Below are 23,344 nucleotides of genomic sequence, written 5' to 3' on the forward strand. Positions count from 1 at the left end.
GCGAAATCCGCAGTCCGGAAAACGCAGGGCAGCCCAGCCCGAGCGGCACGTCGTCAATGCGCAGCCCGCTGCGTTCGCCGATCACCAGTAGTTCGGTGACGAAGAACCATCCGGTGTGGATCCATGGTCGTCGGGACCCTGCTCGGCAGGCAGCCCCACCACGAACTCCGTGCGCCCCGGCACGCTGGCGACCTGGATGCTGCCGCCGTGCGCCTTGACCACCGCGGCGACGATGGCCAGTCCCAGCCCGGTACTACCGTCGCGACGCGATCGGGACGAATCGCCGCGGGCGAAGCGCTCGAATACCTCGGGCAGCAATGCAGGCGGGATCCCTGGGCCGTCGTCGGTCACCGTCAACACCGCGCCGCCCACGGGGCCTTCGGCCAGCGACGTGACGACCGTCGTGCCAGACGGTGTGTGGGTGCCGGCGTTCGCCAACAGATTGGCCAGCACCTGGTGCAGTCGGGCTTCGTCGCCGTCGACCACCACCGGTTCGGAGGGCAGGTCGAGCAACCACACATGCCCGGGCGCGGCGGCGTGCGCATCGCTGACTGCGTCGACGACCAACCGGGACAGATCGACCGGCTCACGGTCCAGGGGCCGGCCGTCGTCGAGGCGTGCCAGCAGCAACATGTCCTCGACCAGTCGCGTCATCCGCGCGGTCTGCGATTCCACCCGGTTCATCGCGTGCGCGACGTCACCGGGCAGCGCATCGCAATGTCGTTGCGCCAGTTCGGTGTAACCGCGGATGGCCGCCAACGGGGTGCGTAGCTCATGGCTGGCGTCGGCGACGAACTGGCGCACCCGGGTCTCGCTGGCGTGCCGCGCCGACAGTGCGTCTGCGATCCGGTCGAGCATCCGGTTCAGCGACGTCCCGAGCTGGCCGACCTCGGTGTGTGCACTGGCCGGGTCCACCGCGACGATCGGCGTCGGCAGCCGCACCTCGCCGCGGTCGAGTTCGAGGTCGGCGACCTCGCGTGCGGCCGCCGACACCCGCGACAGCGGCGCCAACTGCCTGCCGACGATCCACACCCCGGCCGCGGTGGCGCCGACCAGCGCGATCGCCGCCACCGCGCAGAAGATGACGAGCACAGTGAGCAGGGTGTCGTCGACGTCGGAGGTCGGTAGGCCGGTGACGATCACCTCCGCGGGCCCCCGGGCGGGCAGCGCGATCACCCGGTAGCGGCCGAGCCCGTCGAGCGTGACGCTGCGGGGCGTCTGGTCGGCGGGCACCGCGGCGAGCTGGGTGGCGGCGGCGTCGCTGATCTGGACGCGCGCGCCGTCGGCGGTGATGATCCCCGCGTCGACGGCAGCGCCGTCGCCGACCACCGCACCTACCGTTCGGGCAGCCTGCCCCGGCGCGTTGAGGAACGCCGGGCCTGGTCCGGCGTCGTCGCGGATCATCCGCCGGTGCGGTAAGCCCGGCTGTGGCGGGAACCGCGGTACCGGCATGATCGGCATCATCATCGGCGATCCCGGCGGCGGGCCGAAGGCGAACAGGCCGGCCGACCGGCGAGCGGTCTCGGCGAGCTGGGCGTCGAGTTGGTTGACCAGGAACCGCTGGAGCGCAAGTTCGGTACCCACGCCGACCGCCGCGCACACCAACGCGAGGAGGACGATTTGCGTGGCGAGCAACCTGCCCCGCAGCGACCAGCTGCGGGGCGAACGCAGCCGTGTGCGGCCGACCGGTTCAGCGGGCGGCGGGTTTGAGGACATAGCCCGCGCCGCGCAGCGTGTGGATCATCGGCGCGCGGCCACTGTCGATCTTCTTGCGCAGATACGACACGTACAGCTCGACGATGTTGGAGCGTCCCCCGAAGTCGTAGCTCCAGACGCGGTCCAGGATCTGCGCCTTGCTCAGCACCCGCTTCGAATTTCGCATCATGAACCGCAACAGCTCGAACTCCGTCGCGGTGAGCGTGATCGCGTCGCCACCGCGCGTCACCTCGTGGCTGTCCTCGTCGAGCACCAGGTCGCCGACCACGATCGTCGCACCGCCGGTCGCGCTCACCCCGGTACGGCGCAGCAGGGCCCGCAGCCGCAGCACGACCTCTTCGAGCGAGAACGGTTTGGTGACGTAGTCGTCGCCGCCGGCGGTCAACCCGGCGATGCGGTCCTCGACGGAGTCCTTGGCGGTCAGCAGGAGCAGCGGCAACCCGGGGATCTGCTCGCGCAGCCTGGCGAGCACCTCGAGTCCGCTCATATCGGGCAGCATGACGTCGAGCACCACCACGTCGGGGGCGTTCTCGCGGGCCAGGGCGATGGCCGTCGCGCCGTCGCCCGCGGTGGCGATGTCCCAGCCCTCGTACCGCAGTGCCATCGACACGAGTTCGGCGAGCACCGGTTCGTCGTCGACGACGAGCACCCGCACCGGGTTACCGTCGGCGCGGCGCATGACCGACCGGTCGGTGCCGGTCTGGTTCAGGCTCATGGCCCCATTATTCGCACCGCGATGGGCCCAGTCCTGTGCATTGCCTATGCGTACGCTGTGAGGTGCGGCCGTCGCGTGTGCCCCGCGCCTGCGAGCGGGGGGATCTCTTCTACCCTCTAGCCCATGCAGCCCTGCACCGGCAGCCGCCGATGACGCGGTTCCTCGCGCGCCGGCTGCTCAACTACGTCGTGCTGTTGGCGCTCGCGTCGTTCCTGACGTTCACGCTGACGTCGCTGACCTTCGAACCGCTCGACAGCCTTCTGCAGCGCAACCCGCGGCCCCCGCAGTCGACCATCGACGCCAAGGCCGCCGAACTCAACCTCGACAAGCCCATCCCGGTGCGGTACGCGCAGTGGCTGGGTGACGCGGTGCGCGGCGACTTCGGCACCACGGTCAGCGGCCAGCCGGTCTCCGACGAACTGGGCCGCCGGATCGGGGTCAGCCTGCGGTTGCTGGTCATCGGCTCGATCCTGGGCACCGTCACCGGCGTCGTGATGGGCGCGTGGGGCGCCGTCCGGCAGTACCGACTCTCCGACCGGGTCGTCACGCTGCTGTCGCTGCTGGTGCTGTCCGCGCCGACGTTCGTGATCGCCAACCTGCTGATCCTGGGGGCCCTCAACGCCAACTCCTGGCTCGGCGTGCAGCTGTTCGAGTACACCGGCGAGACCTCGCCCGATGCGGTCGGCGGACCGGTCAACCAATTCGTCGACCGGTTGCAGCACCTGATCCTGCCGACGGTCACGCTCGCGCTCGCGGCCATCGCCGGGTTCAGCCGCTACCAGCGCAACGCAATGCTCGACGTCCTCGGCCAGGACTTCATCCGGACCGCCCGCGCCAAGGGCCTGACCCGGCGCCAAGCGTTGTTCAAGCACGGTCTGCGCACCGCGCTGATCCCGATGGCGACCCTGTTCGCCTACGGGGTGAGCGGGTTGGTGACCGGCGCGGTCTTCGTCGAGAAGATTTTCGGCTGGCATGGCATGGGGGAATGGGTGGTGCAGGGCATCGCAACCCAGGACACCAACATCGTCGCGGCGATCACGGTGTTCTCCGGGGCCATGATCCTGCTGGCCGGGCTGTTGTCCGACGTGATCTACGCGGCGCTGGATCCGAGGGTGAGGGTGCAGGGGTGACGGATTCGACGAGCACCACCGCCCGATCCGGACTGGACAGCTCGCGGTTCGCGTCGCGACGCACCCTGGTCCTGCGGCGGTTCGTGCGCAACAAGCCGGCGGTCGGCGCGCTGGTGGTGCTGGTGCTGATGTTCGCCGGGTGTTACCTGTTGCCGCCGCTGCTGCCCCACAGCTACACCGACCTGGACTACTACGCGCTACAGCAGCCACCGACGACCGAACACTGGTTCGGAACCAACGCCCTGGGCCAGGACCTGCTGGCTCAGACGCTGCGCGGTATGCAGAAGTCGATGCTCATCGGCGTCGCAGTCGCGTTCATCTCGACGATCATCGCGGCCACCGTCGGATCGATCGCCGGCTACTTCGGCGGATGGCGCGACCGCACGCTGATGTGGCTGGTCGACCTCCTGTTGGTGGTGCCCAGCTTCATCCTCATCGCCATCGTGACGCCGCGGACCACGGAGTCCGGCACGATCCTGTGGCTGATCCTGCTGCTGGCGGCGTTCAGCTGGATGATCAGCTCTCGCATGGTGCGGGGCCTGACAATGAGCCTGCGCGACCGCGAATTCGTCGTCGCGGCGCGCTACATGGGTGTGCCGCACTGGCGGATCATCGTGCGCCACATTGTGCCCAACGTGGCGTCGATCCTCATCATCGACACCGCGCTCAACGTCGGGCTGGCGGTGCTCGCCGAAACCGGGCTGAGCTACCTGGGATTCGGTGTGCAGCGGCCGGACGTCTCGCTGGGCACGCTGATCGCCGACGGCACCGGTTCGGTCACCACCTTCCCGTGGGTGTTCCTGTTCCCGGCCGGCGTGCTGGTGCTGATCGTCCTGTGCGCCAACCTCGTCGGCGACGGGCTGCGCGACGCACTCGATCCGGGGATCCGGCCGGCCCGGAGAGGCCGGAAGAGATGAGCCTGCTCGAGGTCACCGGGCTGACGGTGACATTCGCGACCGACGCCGAGCGGGTGGCCGCGGTACGCGGCCTGGACTATCACGTCGACGCCGCAGAGGTGGTGGCGCTCGTCGGGGAGTCCGGTGCCGGGAAATCGGCCGGCGCGATGGCCGTCGCCGGGTTGCTGCCCGAGCACGCGGAGGTGGCCGGTTCCGTGCGGTTGGACGGCACCGAACTGCTCGGCCTCTCCGATGCCGAGATGTCTCGGATCCGCGGCCGAAGGATCGGCACGGTGTTCCAGGATCCGATGTCGGCGCTGACGCCGGTGTACACGGTCGGGGACCAGATCGCCGAGGCACTGCGCGTGCACAACCGCGACCTCGGCCGCCGCGCCGCACGCGCCCGCGCGGTCGAACTGCTCGAACTGGTCGGCATCGCGCAGCCGGAGCGCCGCGCCCGGGCCTTTCCTCACGAACTGTCCGGCGGCGAGCGCCAGCGGGTAGTCATCGCGATCGCCATCGCCAACGACCCTGACCTGCTGATCTGCGACGAGCCGACCACCGCGCTGGACGTCACCGTGCAGGCGCAGATCCTCGAAGTGCTGCGGACGGCGCGCGACGTCACCGGGGCTGGCGTGCTGATCATTACCCACGACCTGGGCGTCGTCGCTGAGTTCGCCGACCGGGCGCTGGTGATGTACGCCGGCCGGGCCGTGGAGATCGCGTCGGTGTCGGAGCTGTATGCCGAGCGGCGCATGCCCTACACGGTCGGGTTGCTCGGGTCGGTGCCACGACTCGACGCGCCGCAGGGCGAGCGGCTGGTGCCGATTCCGGGTGCGCCGCCGTCGCTGGCGGCGCTGCCGCCGGGCTGCCCGTTCGCGCCGCGCTGCCCGCTAGCGATCGACGAGTGTCGCGCCGGCGAACCCGAGCTTGTCGAAGTGGCGCCGGGGCACCGGGCGGCGTGCATCCGCACCGAACACGTCGCGGGCCGCAGCGCCGCCGAGGTGTACGGCGTGTCCACCGCGCCTCCCGCGTCACCGCCGTCGGCCGACGATCCGGTGGTGCTGCGGGTGAGCGATCTGGTGAAGACCTACGCGTTGACCAAGGGCACCGTCTTCCGGCGCCGGATCGGCGAGGTCCGCGCCGTCGACGGCATCAGCTTCGAACTGCAACAGGGACGCACGCTGGGGATCGTCGGCGAATCCGGTTCGGGCAAGTCGACGACACTGCACCAGATCCTCGAACTCGTGCCGCCGCAGGCTGGTTCGATCGAGGTGCTCGGCTCCGACGTCGCCGGGCTCGACCGTGGGGCACGGCGTGCGCTGCGGGGGGATCTGCAGGTGGTGTTCCAGGATCCGGTGGCGTCGCTCGACCCACGGCTGCCGGTGTTCGATGTGCTGGCCGAACCGTTACAGGCCGACAACTTCGACAAGACCCGCATCGACGAGCGGGTGGCCGAACTACTCGGCATCGTGGGGCTGCGCCGCGAGGACGCCAGCCGCTACCCCGCGGAGTTTTCCGGCGGGCAGAAGCAGCGCATCGGCATCGCCCGGGCACTGGCCACCCAGCCGAGGATCCTCGCCCTCGACGAACCCGTCTCGGCGCTGGACGTGTCGATCCAGGCGGGCGTCATCAACCTGCTGCTGGACCTGCAGGAGCAGTTCGGGTTGTCGTATCTGTTCGTCTCGCACGACCTGTCGGTGGTGCGGCACCTCGCCCACCGGGTCGCCGTCATGCACAAGGGCGCCATCGTCGAGCAGGGCGACGGCGAGCAGATCTTCATCGCACCGCGACACGCTTACACGCGGAGTCTGTTGGCGGCGGTGCCCCAGCCGACGGTCCCGCAACGTTAGAGTTCGTGTGCATGACGTTGCGACGCCTCATCTCGGCCGCCCTCGTTGCCACCCTCACCCTCACGGCGTGTTCGAGCGGCAACGAGGAGACGCCGCCGGCCGGTGGTAGCGCGGAGCTCGGCGCCACCAACGACATCAACCCGCAGGACGTGGGCAATCTGCGTCAGGGCGGCAATCTGCGCCTGGCGCTCAGTGGTTTCCCACCCAACTTCAACACACTGCACATCGACGGCAACCTGGGCGAACTTGGTGGGCTGCTACGCCCGACGATGCCACGCGCCTTCGTCCTCTCCCCCGCCGGCGAGCCGTCCGTCAACCAGGACTACTTCACCGAAGTGGAGCTGACGGGTACCGATCCGCAGACGGTGACCTACACCATCAACCCCAAAGCGGTGTGGAGCGACGGCACGCCGATCACCTGGGAGGACATCGCCAGCCAGATCGCCGCCCAGAGCGGTAGGGACGAAAGGTTCCTTATCGCCGCGCCGAATGGCACCGAGCGGGTCGCCTCGGTGACCCGCGGGGTCGACGACCGTCAGGCGGTCGTCACGTTCGCCGATCACTACGCCGACTGGAAGGGCATGTTCGCCGGTAACAGCATGCTTTACCCGAAGAGCGTGACAGCAACGCCGGAGGCGTTCAACACCGCACTGCTCAACGGGCCCGCCCCGTCGGCGGGCCCGTTCATCGTCAGCAGCGTCGACAAGGCTGCACAGCGGATCAGGTTGAGCCGCAACCCGAACTGGTGGGGCGCGGCCCCGAAGCTGGACACCATCACCTACACGGTGCTCGACGACGCGGCCAAGATCCCAGCGCTGCAGAACAACGCGCTCGACGCGGTTGGGCTCGTCTCCCTCGACGAACTCACGATTGCGCAGCGCACCGCCGGGGTGTCCATCCGCCGGGCACCGGCGGCCAGCTGGTACCACCTGACCATCAACGGTGCGCCGGGCTCCATCCTGAACGACCCGGCACTGCGCAGGGCAATCGCCAAGGGCATCGACCGGCAAGTCATCGCCGATGTCAGCCAGCGCGGCCTCGTGGCGACCCCCACCACGCTGGACAACCACATCTACGTGGCTGGCCAGGAGGGCTATCAGAGCAACGGTATCCCGTTCGACCGGGAGGCCGCCAACCGCGAACTCGATGCGCTCGGCTGGCGTCTGAACGGGCAGTTCCGGGAGAAAGACGGCAGGCAACTGGTGATCCGCGACGTGTTCTACGACGGGCAGAGCACCCGGCAGATCGCGCAGGTCGCCCAGAACCTGCTGGCACAGATCGGCGTGAAACTCGACCTGATCGCGGCCCCGGGCGGTGCGTTGTTCACCCAGTACGTCACACCGGGCAACTTCGACATCGCCCAGTTCGGTTACGCCGGGGACGCATTCCCGTTGTCCAGCTTGACCCAGATCTATGCCGCGACCGGTGAAGGCAACGTAGGCAAGATCGGCAGCCCGCAGATCGACGCGCAGATCGAGAAGACGCTGTCCGAACTCGACCCGGCCAAGGCCCGCGAACACGCCAACGAACTGGACAAGATGCTGTGGGCGGTGGTGCACAGCCTGCCGCTGTTCCAGTCGGCAGGCAACGTCGCCGTCCGCAGCAGCCTCGCCAACTACGGACCGGCCGGCATCGGCGACCTGGATTACACGAAAATCGGTTTCGTGAAGTAACAGCCCCTGTGCGGGCCCCTTGGTACCAAAGCACGGGCGCTCCCGCGAGCGCCTATCTCTGAGTGGTCTCGCGGTAACAGTCCGCTGATCAGCCCTGGGTATCCGGGCGTTTGACGGCCTTCTTCGCCGGGGCCTTCTTGGCGGGTGGGTTCTTGGCGGGTGGCGTCTTCGCCGCTTCGGTCTTGGTCAGCCCGGCATCCTTGGCCGGCGCCTTTTTGGCCGGCGCCTTCTTGGCGGGCGTCTTCTTGGCGGGCGCCTTCTTGGCCGGCGGTGCCATGTTGGCCGCTTCGGTCTTCGCCGGAGTGGCTTTGACCGCAGGCTTCTTGGCGGGGGCCTTCTTCGCCGGAGGTGCCTTCTTCGCCGGAGGTTTCGGCGCCGACGCCGACCCGGAGCTCGACGTGCCCTTCTCACCGGACGGCAATGCGGCGGGGCCGTCGGAGTCCGACGATGATCCGATACCGACGCGCCCAGCCGCCCCCTCCACGGCGTCACGCGCCTTCTGCGCCAGCCCTCCCAGCGCGGCTCCCACCGTCGTGAGCAGATCGGTGACGCGCTGCCGCAGCGGCTCGGCTCTGTCTCCTAGTGACACCATGGCCTCCCGGTTTGTGTTACTCGTAGGCCATACCCGTTTTCGTGGATACCTCACGTGTCACGGGCAGCGGCATTCGGCGGAAGCGGTGAAAGCTCTCGCTCAGACGTCAACTCGATATGGTGTGTGCCGGGCACCGATGCGTACCGCTGCGGGTTGCATGTCAACACGATCACCTGGCCGTCACCACCGATGACGTCAAAAACGGTGCCCATCTTGGTCAACCGGTCGGGATCGGTGAATCCAAGCGCGTCGTCGATGACGACGGGCACCGAGTCCTCCTTGGCCACAAGGGCAGCGCCGGCGAGCCGAGCCACGATGCCCAACTGTTCCTTCGCACCGCCGGACAGTGATTCGTAGGGCACTGTGCGGCCGGCTAGCGTGCGGTTGTGGATCCGCAGATCGCTGTCGATCTCGACTTCGAAGCTCTCACCGAACACCAGCCGCCCCAACCGTTCGACCTCACGGCGGTACGGCTCGACGTAGCGTTGCCGCGTCGCCGCGCGGTGCCTGCTCATCACCGAACGCAGAAGCTCCACCGCCCGCGCCCTGCGGTGCACCCGCAGGTAGTCGGACTCGGCGTGTTGGCGTTCGGCGTGCGCACTGTCCAATTGGCACTGCCGGCCCTCGGTGCCGTACACCTTCAGCGCGGCAGTCACTTCACGCAGCGCCTCGGTCGTCTCCTCGTGGCGGGCCTGCAGCGCCCTTTCGCGACGCGTCACCTCGGAAAGAGTTGCGTCGACCTCCTCCGGCGCGCACTGCGCCAGTTCGTCGCGAAGCTGGGCGGCGCGGGCGGCGGCGCGCTCGGCGGCCTCACGGTCGGCTTCGGCCGCCACCGACAGCGCCTCGTCGGCCACGGTGTCTCTGGCCGCGGCCAGCCGTTCGGTAACGCGGTTCAGCTCCGCCTGTGCGGCGGTGAGCTTCTCCTGCACGACACCGAGCCGAGTGGTCTTCTGCGCCAACTCCGCCGAGGCCGCCACCGCCACCTTGCGATGGGTCTCGCAGTCGACGATGGCGCGCTGATGCGCAGCGACGACGGCGGCCAGGGCCATGCGGGCCGCGGCGGCATCTGCCGGACCGGCGAGGTCGAACAGCCCTTCGGCGTCCGGTTGCCCGTCCCGGAGTTCGGTCAGCCGTGCCCGCAGTGCCGCTTCGCTGTTGTCACCGGTCAGCGCATCGACAGTCGCACGCAATGTCGCCCGCGTCTGCTTCAGCTCGCGGCGCCGGTCGTGCAGGCTCCGCGCGGCCACGACGTCGGCGGCGCCGGCGTCCTGCAGCGCGGCCGCCAGTTCCGCGTTGGCCTCGTCGAGCCGGGCCTGGGTCTGGACCGCCGGGGCGCCGGGCACCACGCGCGCCGTCAACAGCGCGGGTACGGTCAGCTCGGTCGGCGACGTGGCATTGACCGACCAGCCCTGCCCAGCGGCCAGCCGCACCAAGTCGTCTCCGACCCGCACCTCGAGGTCGGCGACGGCCTCGATCTCTATTCGGGCAGAGGCTGATTCGGCCTGCCCGGCGGCCCGCTGGACGGCCAGGGCGGCGGCCTCGACGCGCCGGATCGAGGTGTCGGTGACCGTGATCCCGGCCATTGCGGTGTCGACGGCCGCCAGCTCACGGATCGCCGCGTCGATCTTCGCCAGCCTGGCCGCCAGCCGGTCGGCCTCGTGGCTGTCCGAAAGACGTTGGGCCACAGCGCGTATCGTGTCGACGCGGGCCTGCTGTTCTTCCACTGCGGCGCGCGCCTGCTCGGCAGCCTGCTGCGCCGCCTCGTCGACATGGCGGGCGGTCGCCTCCTCATCGACCGCGATGGCGACCGCGGCTTCGAGATCGGTGATCGCCGCGCGGCGCTCGTCGATGTCCGCCCGCACCCGGCGGCGTTCGGTGACCGCGGCGAGCGAGGCGGTGCGCGTGGCCTGAGCAGCCTTGGCGATGACGTCCGCCTCGTCGACCTGCCGGCGCAGCGCCGCCACCGCCTGCGCGGCTTCCCGCGCGGCGATCAGCTCTCTGGTGAGCGCCGCTCGCTGCATGCTCGACTCCGCCAGTCGGTCGGTCAGCACCGCGTGCCGGCGCACCGCCTCGTCGACCTCACCGACCGCGGCCGCGCAGCGCGCCGCCTCGGCTTCGGCCGCCTGCAGCCGTTTGATCGCGGCGGCCCACTCCCCCGTGGGCCGCCCGGTGGCAGTGAAGTACCGGCTGTACTCCTCGTCGATGCGGTCGACGAGCAGCGGTTCAACACCCGAGGTGGCGGCCGCTTCACCGGCGGCCACGTCGAGCGCGCGGGCCAGCGCATCGGAGCCGGAGAAGTCGGCCGCGGCAGTGGAGGCGGATTGCCAGACCCGTTGCGCTCGCCACAGATCCATGTCGACGGTCTGTTCGAGAAGGATCAGCGCACGCTCGTGGGCCTCGTCACCGGTGAGCTGTTCACGCTGCGGGACGACAATGGTCAGCTCCGTCTCCGCACGCTTGTGGAATCGCTTGCGGTAGACGAACCGATATGCCCCGGTGGTCATCTCGGCGCTGATCTCGGTACCCACGTCGGCGTGCGTGGGCTTGACCTGCTTGACTTCCTTCTTCGTCGAGCGGTCCTTGGCGGCGAACAGCAGATCCAGCGCCTCGATCATCGAGGATTTGCCGATCTCGTTGGCCCCGCTGATCACCACGACACCGCGGTCGGGGAACTCGACCTCGCGGCGGCTGACGCCGCGGTAGTTGGTCAACACCAGGCGGTGCAGCTTCATGCGACCTCGCTTCGTTCGACCAGGCGCAGGAGCAGGGCGAGCGCGGCGCGGGCGTCCTCCGCGCGGTCGCCGTCGGCGCGGGCGGCCTCGACCAACTCGTCGACGGCCGCGGCCGCGAACCCGCCGACACCCAGATCGTCGAATTCACCGTCAGCGGGCAGGACCGCGATGTCGGTCCCCCGCTCCCACTCAGTGAGCGCCGCGAACAGCCGGGAGTACTTGTGCAGACACTCGTCCAGAGCGGCCTTGTCGGTGACGGTGAGCGACCCGGTCAGTCCGAGGCGGACCACCGTGCGCTCCTTGTCCGGCATGAGGTCGAGGTTGAGGTCGAGATCGGCGACGTCGCGGCTGTCGTCGACCGATCGGGTCAGCGTGACGAACCGCCAGCGCCCCAACCTCTCGCTGCGCACTCGCACACGCCGCAGGTCGTCGTCCTCGTCGATGTCGACCACCAGGACATGCCCGGAGTCAGTTTCGATGTCGTCGTAGTTGGTGGCCTCCGGCGACCCTGAGTACCAGACCCGGCCGGTGGCGCCGACATCGGTGCGAGAGTGCTTGTCCCCCAACGCGACATAGTGCACCGCGCCGCGCGTCAGCGCCGCCTCCACGGTGGCCAGCCCGATGAGCGCCGCCTTCTCCTTTCCCGGGTCGATGAGGTCCACCGCACCATGGCCGACGACGATGCGCGTCACACCGTCGGCGGGGAGATCGGCAAGTACGTCACCGACCAGATCGCTCGTCGGAGCCTTCGACCGCCACGGCGCCGCGACAAGTTCAAGCCCCGGCCGCACCGTATGGACACCGGGGTGATCGAGGACGGTGACGTTGTCCGGGCGTTCGGCGGTGAACAGCGCGCTGGTGTATACCGAGGACGCGTCCAACGGGTCGTGGTTTCCGGGCAGCAGATAGAGCGGGACCCCGATGGTCCGCATGGCCTCGAGCGACTGGCTGACCTCGCGTGGGGAGAGCTGATTGTGTTCGAACACGTCGCCGGCGACCACCACGAACTCCGCCTTCGCCTGGGCCGCCAGCGCGCCGAGCGCGACGACGGCCTCGCGCCGGGCCGCCGAATACCGGGGCTGCGCCTCGCCGTTGAGGAAGTGGCGGGTCATCCCGAGCTGCCAGTCGGCGGTATGCAGGAATCGCATGTGGCCCGTCCCTTGCCTCGTCGTCGCGGTGCATGGCGAGTGTAGGACCGGGCACCGACAACTCAGCGGACCTCGACCGGCATGTGGCCGCACGAGGACGGGCACCGCGGCGAGGTTCCCGACTGGCGATGTCGCTAGGAGTTGGTGGCGAGCGTCAGCTCCATCAGCTTGATCGCCATCCCGCAGGCGTCGATCCCCGGGGCCTGCGGGTTGACCCACCAGCCGACCACACCGCCCGCATCGCTGGCCACGCCGCACGACCCGTTGGGATCGCCGGGTCGCATCACGATCGACGGCACCCCGGCCACCGACCGGTTCTCGATCTGGTACTCGAGCTTCTGGGCCGTCTCCTGCTCGTTGTCGAGGCTGCCTTCCTCGAACCAGAAGCGGGTGATGTCCACCAGGCCGGCGGGATTGGCGGCCTGCCAGCGGCAGACGGCGCCCACGAAGGTGCTCTGGATGTCGAGCGGGTCCGCGCCGACCGTTTCGGCCAGGATGTCCTCGGTCAGCACGTCGCACTCTTTGAGCAGGTTCGGATACTGCCGTTCGGAGTCGTTGTTGCTCGGCCCACCGCCGGAGCCGGCGCGCGCCGCGGTGCCCTCGACGGTACGGGTGCAGCCCAGCAGCATGGTCAGGGCGGCCAGCAGCGCGGCCACCGCGGCCAGAGTCCGTGCAGAGCGGCTCATCGGGAATTCACAATCGACTGGCGGGTGAGCTCTTTGGCCACCTCACATGGGTCCGGGAACGGTTTGTCGGCGAAGCTGACCGACCATTCGATGAAGTCGTTGTCGAACTGGATGCCGATCTCACACAGGTTGGTGCCCAGCGTCAGATCGTCGCCCGTCGCGATGAATCCGTCGTGGCCCTCGATGTTGATGTCCTCGACGCTGGTGCGCGACAGCTCCTCGGTCTTGCGCTCACGCCCGATGGGGCTGCCACGGAAATGGGTGAACGAGAAGTGCGGCCCCACGATGCTGCCGCCGGCCAGCCACTGGCAGCCCACCGACGTCGTCGCGGTGTTCACCAGACCCGGCACCTCGGTGAGCTGGCTCATGGTCTGGTCGCTGATTCCACCGCACTGGGGGAAGAACGGGCCGTGCTTGACGTCCTGCTGGGCCTGCGTGCTCTGCGGCGCCTCACCCGGCGCCCCGGGCTCAGGGTCCGAGGAACAGGCGGCCAACAGCGGCATCACGGCCGTCGCCAGCGCGGCCAGCGCCTTCACGTTGCGGGTCCGTCCCGTCGTGGGCGTGCTGGTGTTCACGCCATGCACTGTAGCGGCCGCCTTGATCGTGAACCACCGACATGCCGGTTGACCTGCGATTTCATTCGGTGTGCGACAGTAGCGAGATGCTCTTGGGTCTGCTGCGGCAGTACGCGCAGCCGTTCCGCGGACTGCTCTGGGTGGTCGCCGCACTCCAGGTCGTCAGCACTTTCGCCTCGCTGTACCTGCCGACTGTGAACGCCGCGATCATCGACGACGGCGTCGCCAAGGGCGACACCGGGACCATCGTCGAACTGGGCATGGTGATGCTCGGCGTCACCGCGCTGCAGGTGGTGTGCGCGGTCGGCGCGGTGTACTTCGGGTCGCGGGCCGGTATGGGGTTCGGCCGTGACCTGCGCTCGGCGATCTTCGACCGGGTGACGCGGTTCTCCGCGGAGGACACCGCGCGGTTCGGCGCGCCGTCGCTGCTCACCCGCACCACCAACGACGTCGGCCAGATCCAGCGGCTTGTGCAGTTGACGTGCACGATGCTCATCACCGCGCCAATCATGTCAGTCGGCGGCATCTTCATGGCGATCCACCAGGATGCGGGGCTGTCGTGGCTGCTGCTGGTGAGCATCCCGGTGCTGGCGCTGGCCAACTACTGGATCGTGTCGCATCTACTGCCGATTTTCCGGCGCATGCAACAGCTCATCGACAACATCAACCGGGTCATGCGCGATCAACTCACCGGCCTGCGGGTGATCCGCGCTTTCGCCCGCGAACCGCTCGAACGCGACCGCTTCGCCGACGCCAACCAGAGGCTGTCGGACACGGCCCTCGACGCCGGCCGCTGGCAGGCTCTGATGCTGCCGGTGACGACGCTGGTCATCAACGTCTCGAGCGTCGCGCTGATCTGGTTCGGCGGTCTGCGCATCGACGCCGGTCAAATGCAGGTCGGTTCACTGATCGCGTTCCTGTCCTACTTCATGCAAATCCTGATGGCCGTGCTGATGGCCACGTTCATGCTGATCGTCATCCCGCGGGCGGCGGTCTGCGCCGAACGGATCGGCGAGGTGCTGGCCACCCGACCGGGCATCGACAGCCCGCCCGACGCCGTCCGGCCGGACACCGTGCGCGGAGAGATCCGCCTGGAGGGCGCCACCTTCTGTTATCCGGGCGCCGACCGGCCGGTCGTCGAAGAGATCTCGCTGACCGCGTATCCCGGGGCGACGACGGCGATCGTCGGGTCCACCGGGTCCGGCAAATCCACCCTGATCTCGCTGATGTGCCGTCTCTACGACGTCACCGGCGGCAGCATCCGGGTCGACGGGACCGACCTCCGCGACTACGACATCGAACGGCTGTGGTCGCTGATCGGGCTGGTACCCCAGCGCGGCTACCTGTTCAGCGGCACCGTGGCCGACAACCTGCAGCTCGGGGCGGCCCCGGGACACGTTGCGACCGAGGAAGAGATGTGGGATGCGCTGCGGGTGGCCGCCGCCGAGGACTTCGTGCGCGCACACGCCGACGGGCTGCAGCGGCGCGTCGCCCAGGGCGGGATGAACTTCTCCGGCGGACAGCGGCAGCGGCTGGCGATCGCGCGCGCCGTCATCCGCAGGCCCGCGGTGTACCTGTTCGACGACGCGCTGTCCGCGCTCGACGTCCACACCGACGCCCGGGTCCGCGCGTCGCTGCGCGAGGTGTCGGCCGAGGCCACCGTCATCGTCGTGTCACAACGGCTCTCCACCGTCGCACAGGCCGACCAGGTGATTGTCCTCGACGACGGCCGCGTCGTCGGCGTCGGCACGCACGAGTCACTGCTCGCCGACTGCCCGACGTACGCGCAGTTCGCCGAATCGCAGTCGGTGGACGCCGACGTCGGCGGTGGCCCGTGACCGGACCGATGGGCCGGCCGATGCGCGGCCTTCTGCAGGCGCCGGCCGAACGCACCCGCGACTTCAAAGGCTCCGCCTTTCGCCTGGTCCGGCGGCTCGTCCCGCAGCGCACGCTCACCACGGCGGTGATCGGACTCGGGGTGGTGGGCATCGCGCTCGGGGTGCTCGGCCCGCGGATCCTCGGACACGCGACTGACCTGTTGTTCAACGGGGTGATCGGCCGAGGGTTACCCGCGGGGCTGACCAAGGAGCAGGCCATCGAGGCGGCCCAGGCGCGCGGGGACTCGGCGTTCGCCGACTTGCTGTCCGGGATGGCCGTCGTGCCCGGACAGGGCGTGGACTTCGGCGCCGTCGCGCGCACCCTGGCGCTGGCTCTTGGTGTGTATCTCGTTGCAGCGCTCCTGGTGTGGATCCAAGCCCGGACCCTCAACGTCGTCGTGCAGCGCACCATGGTCCGGTTGCGCGCCGACGTCGAGGACAAGGTGCACCGGCTTCCGCTGTCCTACTTCGACACCCGCCAGCGCGGTGAGGTGCTCAGCCGCGTCACCAACGACGTGGACAACATCCAGACCTCGCTGACCATCACGATCAGCCAGCTGCTGACCTCGCTGCTGACGATCGTCGCGGTGCTGGTGATGATGCTGACGATCTCACCGCTGCTCACCCTGCTCACCGTGGTGACCGTGCCGCTGTCGCTGCTGGCGATCCGCTGGATCACCCAGCGCAGTCAGCGGCTGTTCGTCGCGCAGTGGCGCAACACGGGCCGGCTCAACGCCCACATCGAGGAGACCTACAGCGGTTTCACGATCGTCAAGACGTTTGGGCACCGCACCGCCGCACAGCAGAAGTTCCGCGAGCTCAACGACGAGGTGTACCAGTCCAGCTTCGGCGCCCAGTTCTTCTCGGGGCTGGTCTCGCCGGCGACGGGGTTCATCGGCAACCTCAGCTACGTAGCGGTCGCCGTCGTCGGGGGCCTCCAGGTGGCGACAGGACAAGTCACGATCGGCAACATCCAAGCGTTCATCCAGTACGTCCGCCAGTTCAACCAGCCGCTGGCCCAGGTCGCCGCGATGTACAACACGCTGCAGTCCGGGATTGCCAGCGCCGAGCGCGTCTTCGAACTGCTCGACGCCGAGGAGCAGCCCGCCGATCCGGTGACGCCGCTGCCCCCAACCAGGGGCAGGGTCGAGTTCGAACACGTCCACTTCGGCTACCAGCCCGGTACACCGGTCATCGAGGACCTGTCACTGGTGGCCGAACCGGGCGCCACCGTGGCCATCGTCGGGCCGACCGGTGCGGGCAAGACGACGCTGGTCAACCTGCTGATGCGGTTCTACGACGTCGACTCCGGCCGGGTCCTGCTCGACGGCATCGACATCTCCACGGTCAGCCGACACTCCCTGCGCTCGCGGATCGGCCTGGTGCTGCAGGACACCTGGCTGTTCGCCGGCACGATCTACGACAACATCGCCTACGGCAGGCCCGGCGCGACGTCAGAGGAGGTGATCGAGGCCGCGAGAACCGCACACGTCGACCACTTCGTCCACACGCTGCCCGACGGTTACGACACCCGGGTCACCGACGACGGCGGCTCGATCAGCGCCGGCGAGAAACAGCTGATCACGATCGCCCGCGCGGTACTGGCCCAACCGCAGCTGCTGGTACTCGACGAGGCGACCAGTTCGGTGGACACCCGCACCGAACTGCTCATCCAACAGGCGATGGCCGCACTGCGCCGCGACCGGACCAGTTTCATCGTCGCCCACCGTCTGTCGACCATCCGCGACGCGGGTCTGATCCTGGTCATGGAGTCCGGCCGCATCGTCGAACGCGGAACCCACGACGAGCTCGTCGCCCGTCGCGGCGAATACTGGTCCATGACACAGGTTTGAGCGGGCCCCCGGAACGGCGGGCTCCAAAGCGGGCGGTTCGGCAGGCCCCTTGTCGGAGTGCACCTCGACCCGCCAGATGTTGATCCCGCCAGATGTTGATCCCGCCAGATGTTGATGTAGTCGTACTTCCCAAAAGCCGCTCCGTGGACGGTCTCATATGTCTTCTCGTCGCCACGCTTGGCGTGTCGGACGGCGCACTGATTTAGGGTTGAGCACAGTCTTCAAGGGTTGAGCACAGTCTTCAAGGGTTGAGCACAGTCTTCAAGGGTTGAGCACAGTCTTCAAGGGTTGAGCACAGTCTTCAGGGTTGAGCACAGTCTTCCCACCGACGACGAGGAGTCAGACATTGACCGGTCAATGGCTGCCCGACCCCGACGGCCGCCACCAGTTCCGTTGGTGGGACGGACAGGGCTGGACCGACCAGGTGTCCAGCCACGGCCAGGTGATGCGGGCACCATTGGCTGGAGCGCCCGCCACACCGGCACCCACCCAGGCGCCGGTGGGTGGCGACGGGTTCGCCGGTATCTCCGGCGACCTGGTCGACGGCCGGTTCGGCGAGAAGGACGCCACCCCGATCGCCAACCAGAACACCAAGATGTTGCGGGTGCGTCTCGGCGAACCGTTCATGGCGCGGCAGGGGGCGATGGTGGCCTACCAGGGCAACGTCGACTTCTCCTTCGAGGGCGGTGGCGCGTCGAAGTTCCTGAAGAAGGCGCTCACCGGCGAAGGGCTGCCGCTGATGCGGTGCCAGGGTCAAGGCGACGTGTTCCTCGCCGAACGAAGCTACGACGTGCACCTGCTCAGACTCACCGACAGCGGCCTGTCGATCAGCGGCAAGAACGTGCTCGCCTTCTCGGCGGGGTTGGACTGGAACATCGAGCGGGTGCGCGGCGGCAGCATCGCCACCGGCGGCCTGTTCAACACCACGCTGCGCGGCACGGGGTGGGTCGCGTTGACGACCGACGGCCCTCCGGTGGTTCTCGATGCCGCCGAGGCGCCCACCTTTGCCGACACCAACGCCGTCGTCGCGTGGTCGGCAAACCTGCAGACCCAGCTCAAGGCGAGTTTCAAGGCTGGTGCGCTGATCGGCCGCGGATCCGGTGAGGCACTGCAGGTGGCCTTCCACGGACAGGGTTTTGTGATCGTGCAACCGTCCGAGGGCATCCTGGTGCCGACGCAGTGACCGACCCCCCGACCGCGGACACCCCGAACTCCGCTACCGCGACCTGAGCAGCCTCCCGGTCGTGGACAGCCGGGACCTGCACGCGAGGCCGGGCACGGGACGCGCCCGGGGTAGACGTACCCGATCCCGTTTACCCCTACCCCCTAGGGGTATAGGATGGCGTCATGAGCCTGAAACTGGAAGTCGAAGGTATGAGCTGCGCACACTGCGTTGCCAGCATCACCAAGGCCGTGCAGCCGTTGCCCGGTGTCACCGGCGTCACCGTGGACCTCGATGCCGCCGCCGTCACCGTCACCGGTGAACCCGACAAGGCCGCCGTCGTCACCGCCATCGAGGATTGCGGATACGACGTCCGCTCCACGGCATGAGTTCCGTCGTCCTCGACGTCGGCGGTATGACCTGCGCGTCCTGCGCGGCCCGCGTCGAGAAGAAGCTCAACAAGATCGACGGCGTCAGCGCGTCGGTGAACTACGCGACCGAACAGGCCACCGTCACCTACCCCGAGACCGTGCGCCCGGAGGACCTGGTCGCGGTCGTGGAGGCCACCGGTTACACCGCGACGCTGCCCACCCCTGAATCCGAGGAGCCCGAGCCGCCCCGGCCGGACGAGGCCGCCGCATGGCGACAGCGGTTGGCGATCTCCGCGGCGCTGAGCATCCCGGTGGTGCTGCTGTCGATGATCCCGGCACTGCAGTTCGACAACTGGCAGTGGCTGACCTTGACGCTCGCCTCCCCCGTCGTGGTGTGGGGTGCGTGGCCGTTCCACCGGGCCGCGTGGGTGAACCTGCGCCACGGCGCGGCCACCATGGACACGCTGATCTCGGTTGGCGTGAGCGCCGCGTATCTGTGGTCGCTGTGGGCGTTGTTCTTCACCCACGCAGGGATGCCGGGGATGACGATGTCGTTCGACCTGCTGCCGTCGGACACCGGCGACGTGCACCTCTACCTTGAGGTCGCCGCCGCGGTGACCACCTTCCTCACCGCGGGCCGCTACTTCGAGGCGCGGGCCAAACGGCAGTCCGGAGCGGCGCTGCGCGCACTGCTCGGCATGGGCGCCAAAGACGTCGCGATCCTGCGCGGTTCGCAGGAGGTCCGGATTCCCGTCGGCGAGCTGAGCGTCGGCGACCAGTTCGTGGTGCGGCCGGGCGAGAAGATCGCGACCGACGGGGTGGTGGTGTCCGGTTCCTCGGCCGTCGACATGTCCATGCTGACCGGTGAGTCCGTGCCCGTCGAAAAGGGGCCCGGCGACGACGTCGTGGGCGCGACAGTCAACGTGGGCGGCCGGCTCACGGTGCGCGCCACCCGGGTCGGCGCCGACACCCAGCTGGCGCAGATGGCCCGACTGGTCAACGAGGCGCAGAGCGGTAAGGCCGAGGTACAGCGGCTGGCCGACCGGGTGTCGGCAGTTTTCGTCCCGGTCGTCATCGGGCTCTCGCTGCTGACCCTGGCCGGGTGGCTGCTGGCAGGCGGACCGGTCAGCGCGGCGTTCACCGCAGCTGTCGCCGTGCTGATCATCGCCTGTCCGTGCGCACTCGGCCTGGCCACGCCGACCGCACTGCTCGTCGGCACGGGCCGCGGCGCCCAACTGGGCATCCTGATCAAGGGCCCGCAGATGCTGGAGTCGACGCGCCGCGTCGACACCGTCGTACTGGACAAGACCGGAACCGTCACGACGGGGCAGATGTCGGTCGTCGCCACATTCGCCGACGAGGCGACGATGCGACTGTTCGGTGCCGTGGAGAGCGCGTCGGAGCACCCCATCGCCCGCGCGATCGCGGCGCACGCCGGCGAGCATGGCGAGCTACCAGCGGTCGAGGAGTTCGTGAACCATGGGGGCAGCGGCGTCAGCGGTGTCGTCGACGGGCACCGCGTCGCGGCAGGACGGCTGGGCTGGCTGACCGAGACCGTCGCGGCGCCGGTACCCGACGACCTGCGCGCCGCCGCCGAGGCGGCGGAGGCCGAGGGACAGACGCCGGTGTGGTTCGCCGCCGACGGAGCAATCTGTGGGGTCGTCGTCGTCTCCGACACGGTCAAGGACAACGCGGCCGACGCGATCGCCGACCTGCGCGCGCTGGGGCTGACCCCGGTGCTACTCACCGGCGACAACCGACGCGCCGCGGAGGCGGTGGCCCGGCAGGTCGGTATCGAGGTGGGGCCCGCAAGCGTGATCGCCGAGGTGCTGCCGCGCGACAAGGTCGAGGCCGTCCGGCGGCTGCAGCGCGACGGCAAGGTCGTGGCGATGGTCGGTGACGGGGTGAACGACGCCGCCGCGCTGGCGCAGTCCGACCTCGGCTTGGCCATGGGCACCGGCACCGATGCGGCGATCGAGGCGTCGGACCTCACCCTGGTGACCGGCGACCTGCGTGCCGTTCCGGACGCGATCCGACTGTCACGCGCCACGCTGGGCACCATCAAGGGAAATCTGTTCTGGGCCTTCGCCTACAACGTCGCTGCGCTGCCCTTGGCGGCGTTCGGTCTGCTCAACCCGCTCATCGCCGGCGCGGCGATGGCCTTCAGCTCGGTGTTCGTGGTCACCAACAGCTTGCGGCTGCGCCGGTTCACCCCGTCGCGCTGAGGTTCAGCGGGCGGGGCGGCGGACACTGCTCGCTGGTCTCCCGGGCGGAGACGTACGCGAACTCCTGACCACGCGGGCTACCGTGGCGGGATGTCTTGTGTGTTCTGCGACATCGTCGCCGGCGATGCGCCCGCCATCCGCGTCTACGAGGATGCCGACTACCTGGGAATCCTCGACATCCGCCCGTTCGCCCGCGGCCACACCCTGGTGATCCCGAAGCGTCACAGCGTGGACCTCACCGACACCCCGCCGGAGACGGTCGCCGGTATGGCCCGCATCGGGCAGCGCATCGCCAAGGCGGCCCGCCGCTCGGGACTGCACGCCGACGGCAACAACGTCGTCATCAACGACGGTAAGGCGGCCTTCCAGACGGTGTTCCACGTCCATCTGCACGTGCTGCCCCGCCGTGGCGGCGACAAGCTGTCGTTCGCCAAGAACATGTTGCTGCGCCGAGACCCCGACCGCGAGGAATCGGGCCGGCTGCTGCGAGAGGCACTCGCCGAACTCGACCGCACGCCGTAGGGCTCATTACGGCGCTCCTCAGGGCCGACCGGATCGCCTGGGGTGCGTTCGGAGACCTCGACGTGCTGACACACTGGTGCAATGAGCCACCTCTCCCCCGTCGAACAGGTCGGACTGCGGCTGCTGAAGCTGCACGACCTGCTGTACAAGAAGTCAGGCGGCCGAGTCGGCCACCGGATTCCCGGCGCCCCGCCGAGCCTGCTGCTGCACACGGTGGGCGCCAAGACCGGTAAGGTCCGCAGTACCACACTCAGCTACGCCCGCGACGGCGCCAATTACCTCGTGGTCGCGTCGATGGGCGGGGCGCCGCGGTCGCCGGGCTGGTACCACAACCTCAAGGCCAACCCGAACGTCGAGATCAACATCGGTACGAAACGCCTGGCCGTGACGGCGCAGCCGGTGCTGCCCGACGATCCGGACTACGCCCGGTTGTGGCGGATCGTCAACGACAAAACCTCCAATCGCTACGACGCCTACCAGAAACGCACGACGCGGCCCATCCCGATCGTCGTGCTCAAGCCATAGAGCCGCCTAGAGCAACTCTTTGGCGAGCAGTTCCAGGGTGGTGTCGCGGGCCGGCGCCGTCGCCGGATCGGTGCCCCGGCGTGCTGAGGCGACCGGGTTCACCATCACCTCGTCGACGTCGAACTCGGCGGCCAGTGCCCGCACCTGCTCGGCCGCCTCGGCCGGCGAACCGACCACGGCGCGCTGCAGTCCATCCTCGACGACGGCCTGGGCTTGCGGGCTGAGCTTCTTCGCCTCGGCGTCCTCCACGAGGTCGAGCGCGGTCAGCGGCTCACCGGTGCGCAGCTTAGCCATCATGTGCAGGTTGGGCAGCATCAGCGCCATCGCCTCGTCGTGGGTGTCGGCGACGACGGCGTTGACGGTGAGGAACGTGAGCGGGGCGGCGGCGACGTCGCTGGGACGGAACTCCGCGCGATAGGTCGCCAACGCCTCGGCGGTGCCCTGACCCGAGAAATGGTGGGCGAACACGTACGGCAAACCCTTCGCCGCGGCCAGGTGCGCGGAGTACATCGACGAGCCGAGCAGCCACAACCGCGGTTCGGTGGTCGCCCCAGGGGTGGCCTTGAGGATGTAGGTCTCACGCATCAGGTTGCGCGGCAACGACACCCGCACCCCGTGGCGGCTCATCAGCGCCGCGACGTCGTCGAGGTAGTCGGGGAAGCGTTCGATGTCGGTGTCGCCGCGCCCGGCGGCGCCGCGTAGCGCCATCGACGTCACCGGGTCGGACCCGGGAGCCCGGCCGACGCCGAGGTCGATGCGGCCCGGGTGGGCGGCCTCCAGAAGCGCAAACTGTTCGGCCACCGCCAGCGGCGCGTGATTGGGCAGCATCACACCGCCGGAACCCAACCGGATATGAGACGTATGCGCGGCCAGGTGGGCGATCACGACCGGCGGACTGGTCGCCGCGACGGCGGGCATGTTGTGGTGCTCGGCGATCCAGTAACGCGTGTAGCCGAGCCGGTCGGCGGTCTGGACGAGTCGGGTGGTCGCCGCCAGCGCGTCCGACGTGGTCTGGTCGGTGCGCACGGGAATGAGGTCCAGGACAGATAGGCGCATGGCAACGTCAACGCATTCCGGGCCCGCAATAGTCCGT

The 23,344-nt window shown here is 68.9% G+C and carries 19 protein-coding genes; 11 read left to right on the forward strand and 8 right to left on the reverse strand.

What is annotated here, in order from left to right:
- Positions 1-81: 81 nt before the first annotated feature.
- Together G6N07_RS13645 and G6N07_RS13650 are read right to left on the reverse strand one after the other, a co-directional pair.
- Entirely contained in the window at positions 82-1,716 is a 1,635-nt protein-coding gene (locus tag G6N07_RS13645) for a sensor histidine kinase (protein WP_085189164.1), read from the reverse strand.
- A complete protein-coding gene (locus G6N07_RS13650) occupies positions 1,691-2,395 on the reverse strand; it encodes a response regulator transcription factor (RefSeq protein ID WP_085189317.1) in 705 nt (234 codons plus the stop codon). The genes G6N07_RS13645 and G6N07_RS13650 overlap by 26 nt, the downstream gene beginning before the upstream one ends.
- Positions 2,396-2,580: 185 nt before the next feature.
- Between G6N07_RS13650 and G6N07_RS13655 the strand changes: the two genes are divergently transcribed.
- Genes G6N07_RS13655 through G6N07_RS13670 form a run of 4 tightly spaced genes read left to right on the forward strand, consistent with a single transcriptional unit; the run spans position 2,581 to position 7,983 of the window.
- Positions 2,581-3,561, forward strand: coding sequence for an oligopeptide ABC transporter permease OppB (locus G6N07_RS13655; protein ID WP_085189166.1), 981 nt, complete (start codon positions 2,581-2,583; stop codon positions 3,559-3,561).
- Positions 3,558-4,478, forward strand: coding sequence for an oligopeptide ABC transporter permease OppC (locus G6N07_RS13660; RefSeq protein WP_085189168.1), 921 nt, complete (start codon positions 3,558-3,560; stop codon positions 4,476-4,478). Before G6N07_RS13655 ends, G6N07_RS13660 begins: the two co-directional genes overlap by 4 nt.
- The gene (locus G6N07_RS13665) at positions 4,475-6,310 is read left to right on the forward strand and encodes an oligopeptide ABC transporter ATP-binding protein OppD (RefSeq protein ID WP_085189170.1); all 1,836 of its coding nucleotides are present in this window, start codon (positions 4,475-4,477) and stop codon (positions 6,308-6,310) included. Before G6N07_RS13660 ends, G6N07_RS13665 begins: the two co-directional genes overlap by 4 nt.
- An 11-nt stretch (positions 6,311-6,321) precedes the next feature.
- A complete protein-coding gene (locus G6N07_RS13670; protein WP_085189172.1) occupies positions 6,322-7,983 on the forward strand; it encodes an oligopeptide ABC transporter substrate-binding protein OppA in 1,662 nt (553 codons plus the stop codon).
- A gap of 88 nt (positions 7,984-8,071) precedes the next feature.
- On the opposite strand, the gene G6N07_RS13675 is transcribed toward G6N07_RS13670, so the two are convergent.
- The 5 genes from G6N07_RS13675 to G6N07_RS13695 form a co-directional block, all read right to left on the reverse strand.
- Positions 8,072-8,575 carry a hypothetical protein gene (locus tag G6N07_RS13675; RefSeq protein ID WP_085189173.1) on the reverse strand — a complete coding sequence of 168 codons (504 nt, stop codon included), beginning with the start codon at positions 8,573-8,575 and terminating at the stop codon, positions 8,072-8,074.
- Between the two features lie 50 nt (positions 8,576-8,625).
- Complete coding sequence (locus G6N07_RS13680; protein WP_085189175.1) at positions 8,626-11,307, reverse strand: AAA family ATPase; 2,682 nt, start codon at positions 11,305-11,307, stop codon at positions 8,626-8,628.
- Complete coding sequence (locus G6N07_RS13685) at positions 11,304-12,455, reverse strand: metallophosphoesterase family protein (RefSeq protein WP_085189177.1); 1,152 nt, start codon at positions 12,453-12,455, stop codon at positions 11,304-11,306. The genes G6N07_RS13680 and G6N07_RS13685 overlap by 4 nt, the downstream gene beginning before the upstream one ends.
- A 134-nt stretch (positions 12,456-12,589) precedes the next feature.
- Positions 12,590-13,141 (reverse strand): DUF3558 domain-containing protein, encoded by a 552-nt coding sequence (locus tag G6N07_RS13690; protein ID WP_085189179.1) that lies wholly within the window; start codon positions 13,139-13,141, stop codon positions 12,590-12,592.
- Positions 13,138-13,725 (reverse strand): DUF3558 domain-containing protein, encoded by a 588-nt coding sequence (locus tag G6N07_RS13695; protein WP_085189181.1) that lies wholly within the window; start codon positions 13,723-13,725, stop codon positions 13,138-13,140. The genes G6N07_RS13690 and G6N07_RS13695 overlap by 4 nt, the downstream gene beginning before the upstream one ends.
- Before the next feature lie 77 nt (positions 13,726-13,802).
- Here G6N07_RS13695 and G6N07_RS13700 point away from each other — a divergent pair, with 77 nt between their 5' ends.
- From G6N07_RS13700 to G6N07_RS13730, 7 genes are all read left to right on the forward strand, one after another.
- Entirely contained in the window at positions 13,803-15,554 is a 1,752-nt protein-coding gene (locus G6N07_RS13700) for an ABC transporter ATP-binding protein (protein ID WP_099050173.1), read from the forward strand.
- Between the two features lie 8 nt (positions 15,555-15,562).
- Positions 15,563-17,446, forward strand: coding sequence for an ABC transporter ATP-binding protein (locus tag G6N07_RS13705; RefSeq protein WP_085189319.1), 1,884 nt, complete (start codon positions 15,563-15,565; stop codon positions 17,444-17,446).
- Between the two features lie 346 nt (positions 17,447-17,792).
- Positions 17,793-18,629, forward strand: coding sequence for an AIM24 family protein (locus G6N07_RS13710; protein ID WP_085189185.1), 837 nt, complete (start codon positions 17,793-17,795; stop codon positions 18,627-18,629).
- Positions 18,630-18,793: 164 nt separating this feature from the next.
- Positions 18,794-18,997, forward strand: a complete 204-nt coding sequence (locus tag G6N07_RS13715; RefSeq protein WP_085189187.1) for a heavy-metal-associated domain-containing protein — start codon at positions 18,794-18,796, stop codon at positions 18,995-18,997.
- The gene (locus tag G6N07_RS13720) at positions 18,994-21,204 is read left to right on the forward strand and encodes a heavy metal translocating P-type ATPase (protein WP_085189189.1); all 2,211 of its coding nucleotides are present in this window, start codon (positions 18,994-18,996) and stop codon (positions 21,202-21,204) included. The genes G6N07_RS13715 and G6N07_RS13720 overlap by 4 nt, the downstream gene beginning before the upstream one ends.
- Positions 21,205-21,294: 90 nt before the next feature.
- Positions 21,295-21,726, forward strand: coding sequence for an HIT family protein (locus G6N07_RS13725; RefSeq protein ID WP_085189191.1), 432 nt, complete (start codon positions 21,295-21,297; stop codon positions 21,724-21,726).
- An 81-nt stretch (positions 21,727-21,807) separates the two neighbouring features.
- Positions 21,808-22,251 carry a nitroreductase family deazaflavin-dependent oxidoreductase gene (locus tag G6N07_RS13730; RefSeq protein WP_085189193.1) on the forward strand — a complete coding sequence of 148 codons (444 nt, stop codon included), beginning with the start codon at positions 21,808-21,810 and terminating at the stop codon, positions 22,249-22,251.
- Between the two features lie 6 nt (positions 22,252-22,257).
- Here the strand turns inward: G6N07_RS13730 and G6N07_RS13735 are convergent, their stop codons facing one another.
- Complete coding sequence (locus G6N07_RS13735; RefSeq protein ID WP_085189195.1) at positions 22,258-23,307, reverse strand: LLM class flavin-dependent oxidoreductase; 1,050 nt, start codon at positions 23,305-23,307, stop codon at positions 22,258-22,260.
- Between the last annotated feature and the right edge of the window lie 37 nt (positions 23,308-23,344).

This window comes from Mycolicibacterium doricum (assembly GCF_010728155.1).
In the GTDB taxonomy this organism is placed as follows: Bacteria; Actinomycetota; Actinomycetes; order Mycobacteriales; family Mycobacteriaceae; genus Mycobacterium; species Mycobacterium doricum.

What these genes read in the sequence shown, in the direction of transcription:
- G6N07_RS13645 (WP_085189164.1), bottom strand. Translation starts at nt 1,716, where the DNA reads ATGTCCTCAAACCCGCCGCCCGCTGAACCGGTCGGCCGCACACGGCTG.
- G6N07_RS13650 (WP_085189317.1), bottom strand. Translation starts at nt 2,395, where the DNA reads ATGCGCCGCGCCGACGGTAACCCGGTGCGGGTGCTCGTCGTCGACGAC.
- G6N07_RS13655 (WP_085189166.1), top strand. Translation starts at nt 2,581, where the DNA reads ATGACGCGGTTCCTCGCGCGCCGGCTGCTCAACTACGTCGTGCTGTTG.
- G6N07_RS13665 (WP_085189170.1), top strand. Translation starts at nt 4,475, where the DNA reads ATGAGCCTGCTCGAGGTCACCGGGCTGACGGTGACATTCGCGACCGAC.
- G6N07_RS13670 (WP_085189172.1), top strand. Translation starts at nt 6,322, where the DNA reads ATGACGTTGCGACGCCTCATCTCGGCCGCCCTCGTTGCCACCCTCACC.
- G6N07_RS13675 (WP_085189173.1), bottom strand. Translation starts at nt 8,575, where the DNA reads ATGGTGTCACTAGGAGACAGAGCCGAGCCGCTGCGGCAGCGCGTCACC.
- G6N07_RS13680 (WP_085189175.1), bottom strand. Translation starts at nt 11,307, where the DNA reads ATGAAGCTGCACCGCCTGGTGTTGACCAACTACCGCGGCGTCAGCCGC.
- G6N07_RS13685 (WP_085189177.1), bottom strand. Translation starts at nt 12,455, where the DNA reads ATGCGATTCCTGCATACCGCCGACTGGCAGCTCGGGATGACCCGCCAC.
- G6N07_RS13690 (WP_085189179.1), bottom strand. Translation starts at nt 13,141, where the DNA reads ATGAGCCGCTCTGCACGGACTCTGGCCGCGGTGGCCGCGCTGCTGGCC.
- G6N07_RS13700 (WP_099050173.1), top strand. Translation starts at nt 13,803, where the DNA reads ATGCTCTTGGGTCTGCTGCGGCAGTACGCGCAGCCGTTCCGCGGACTG.
- G6N07_RS13705 (WP_085189319.1), top strand. Translation starts at nt 15,563, where the DNA reads ATGGGCCGGCCGATGCGCGGCCTTCTGCAGGCGCCGGCCGAACGCACC.
- G6N07_RS13715 (WP_085189187.1), top strand. Translation starts at nt 18,794, where the DNA reads ATGAGCCTGAAACTGGAAGTCGAAGGTATGAGCTGCGCACACTGCGTT.
- G6N07_RS13720 (WP_085189189.1), top strand. Translation starts at nt 18,994, where the DNA reads ATGAGTTCCGTCGTCCTCGACGTCGGCGGTATGACCTGCGCGTCCTGC.
- G6N07_RS13725 (WP_085189191.1), top strand. Translation starts at nt 21,295, where the DNA reads ATGTCTTGTGTGTTCTGCGACATCGTCGCCGGCGATGCGCCCGCCATC.
- G6N07_RS13730 (WP_085189193.1), top strand. Translation starts at nt 21,808, where the DNA reads ATGAGCCACCTCTCCCCCGTCGAACAGGTCGGACTGCGGCTGCTGAAG.
- G6N07_RS13735 (WP_085189195.1), bottom strand. Translation starts at nt 23,307, where the DNA reads ATGCGCCTATCTGTCCTGGACCTCATTCCCGTGCGCACCGACCAGACC.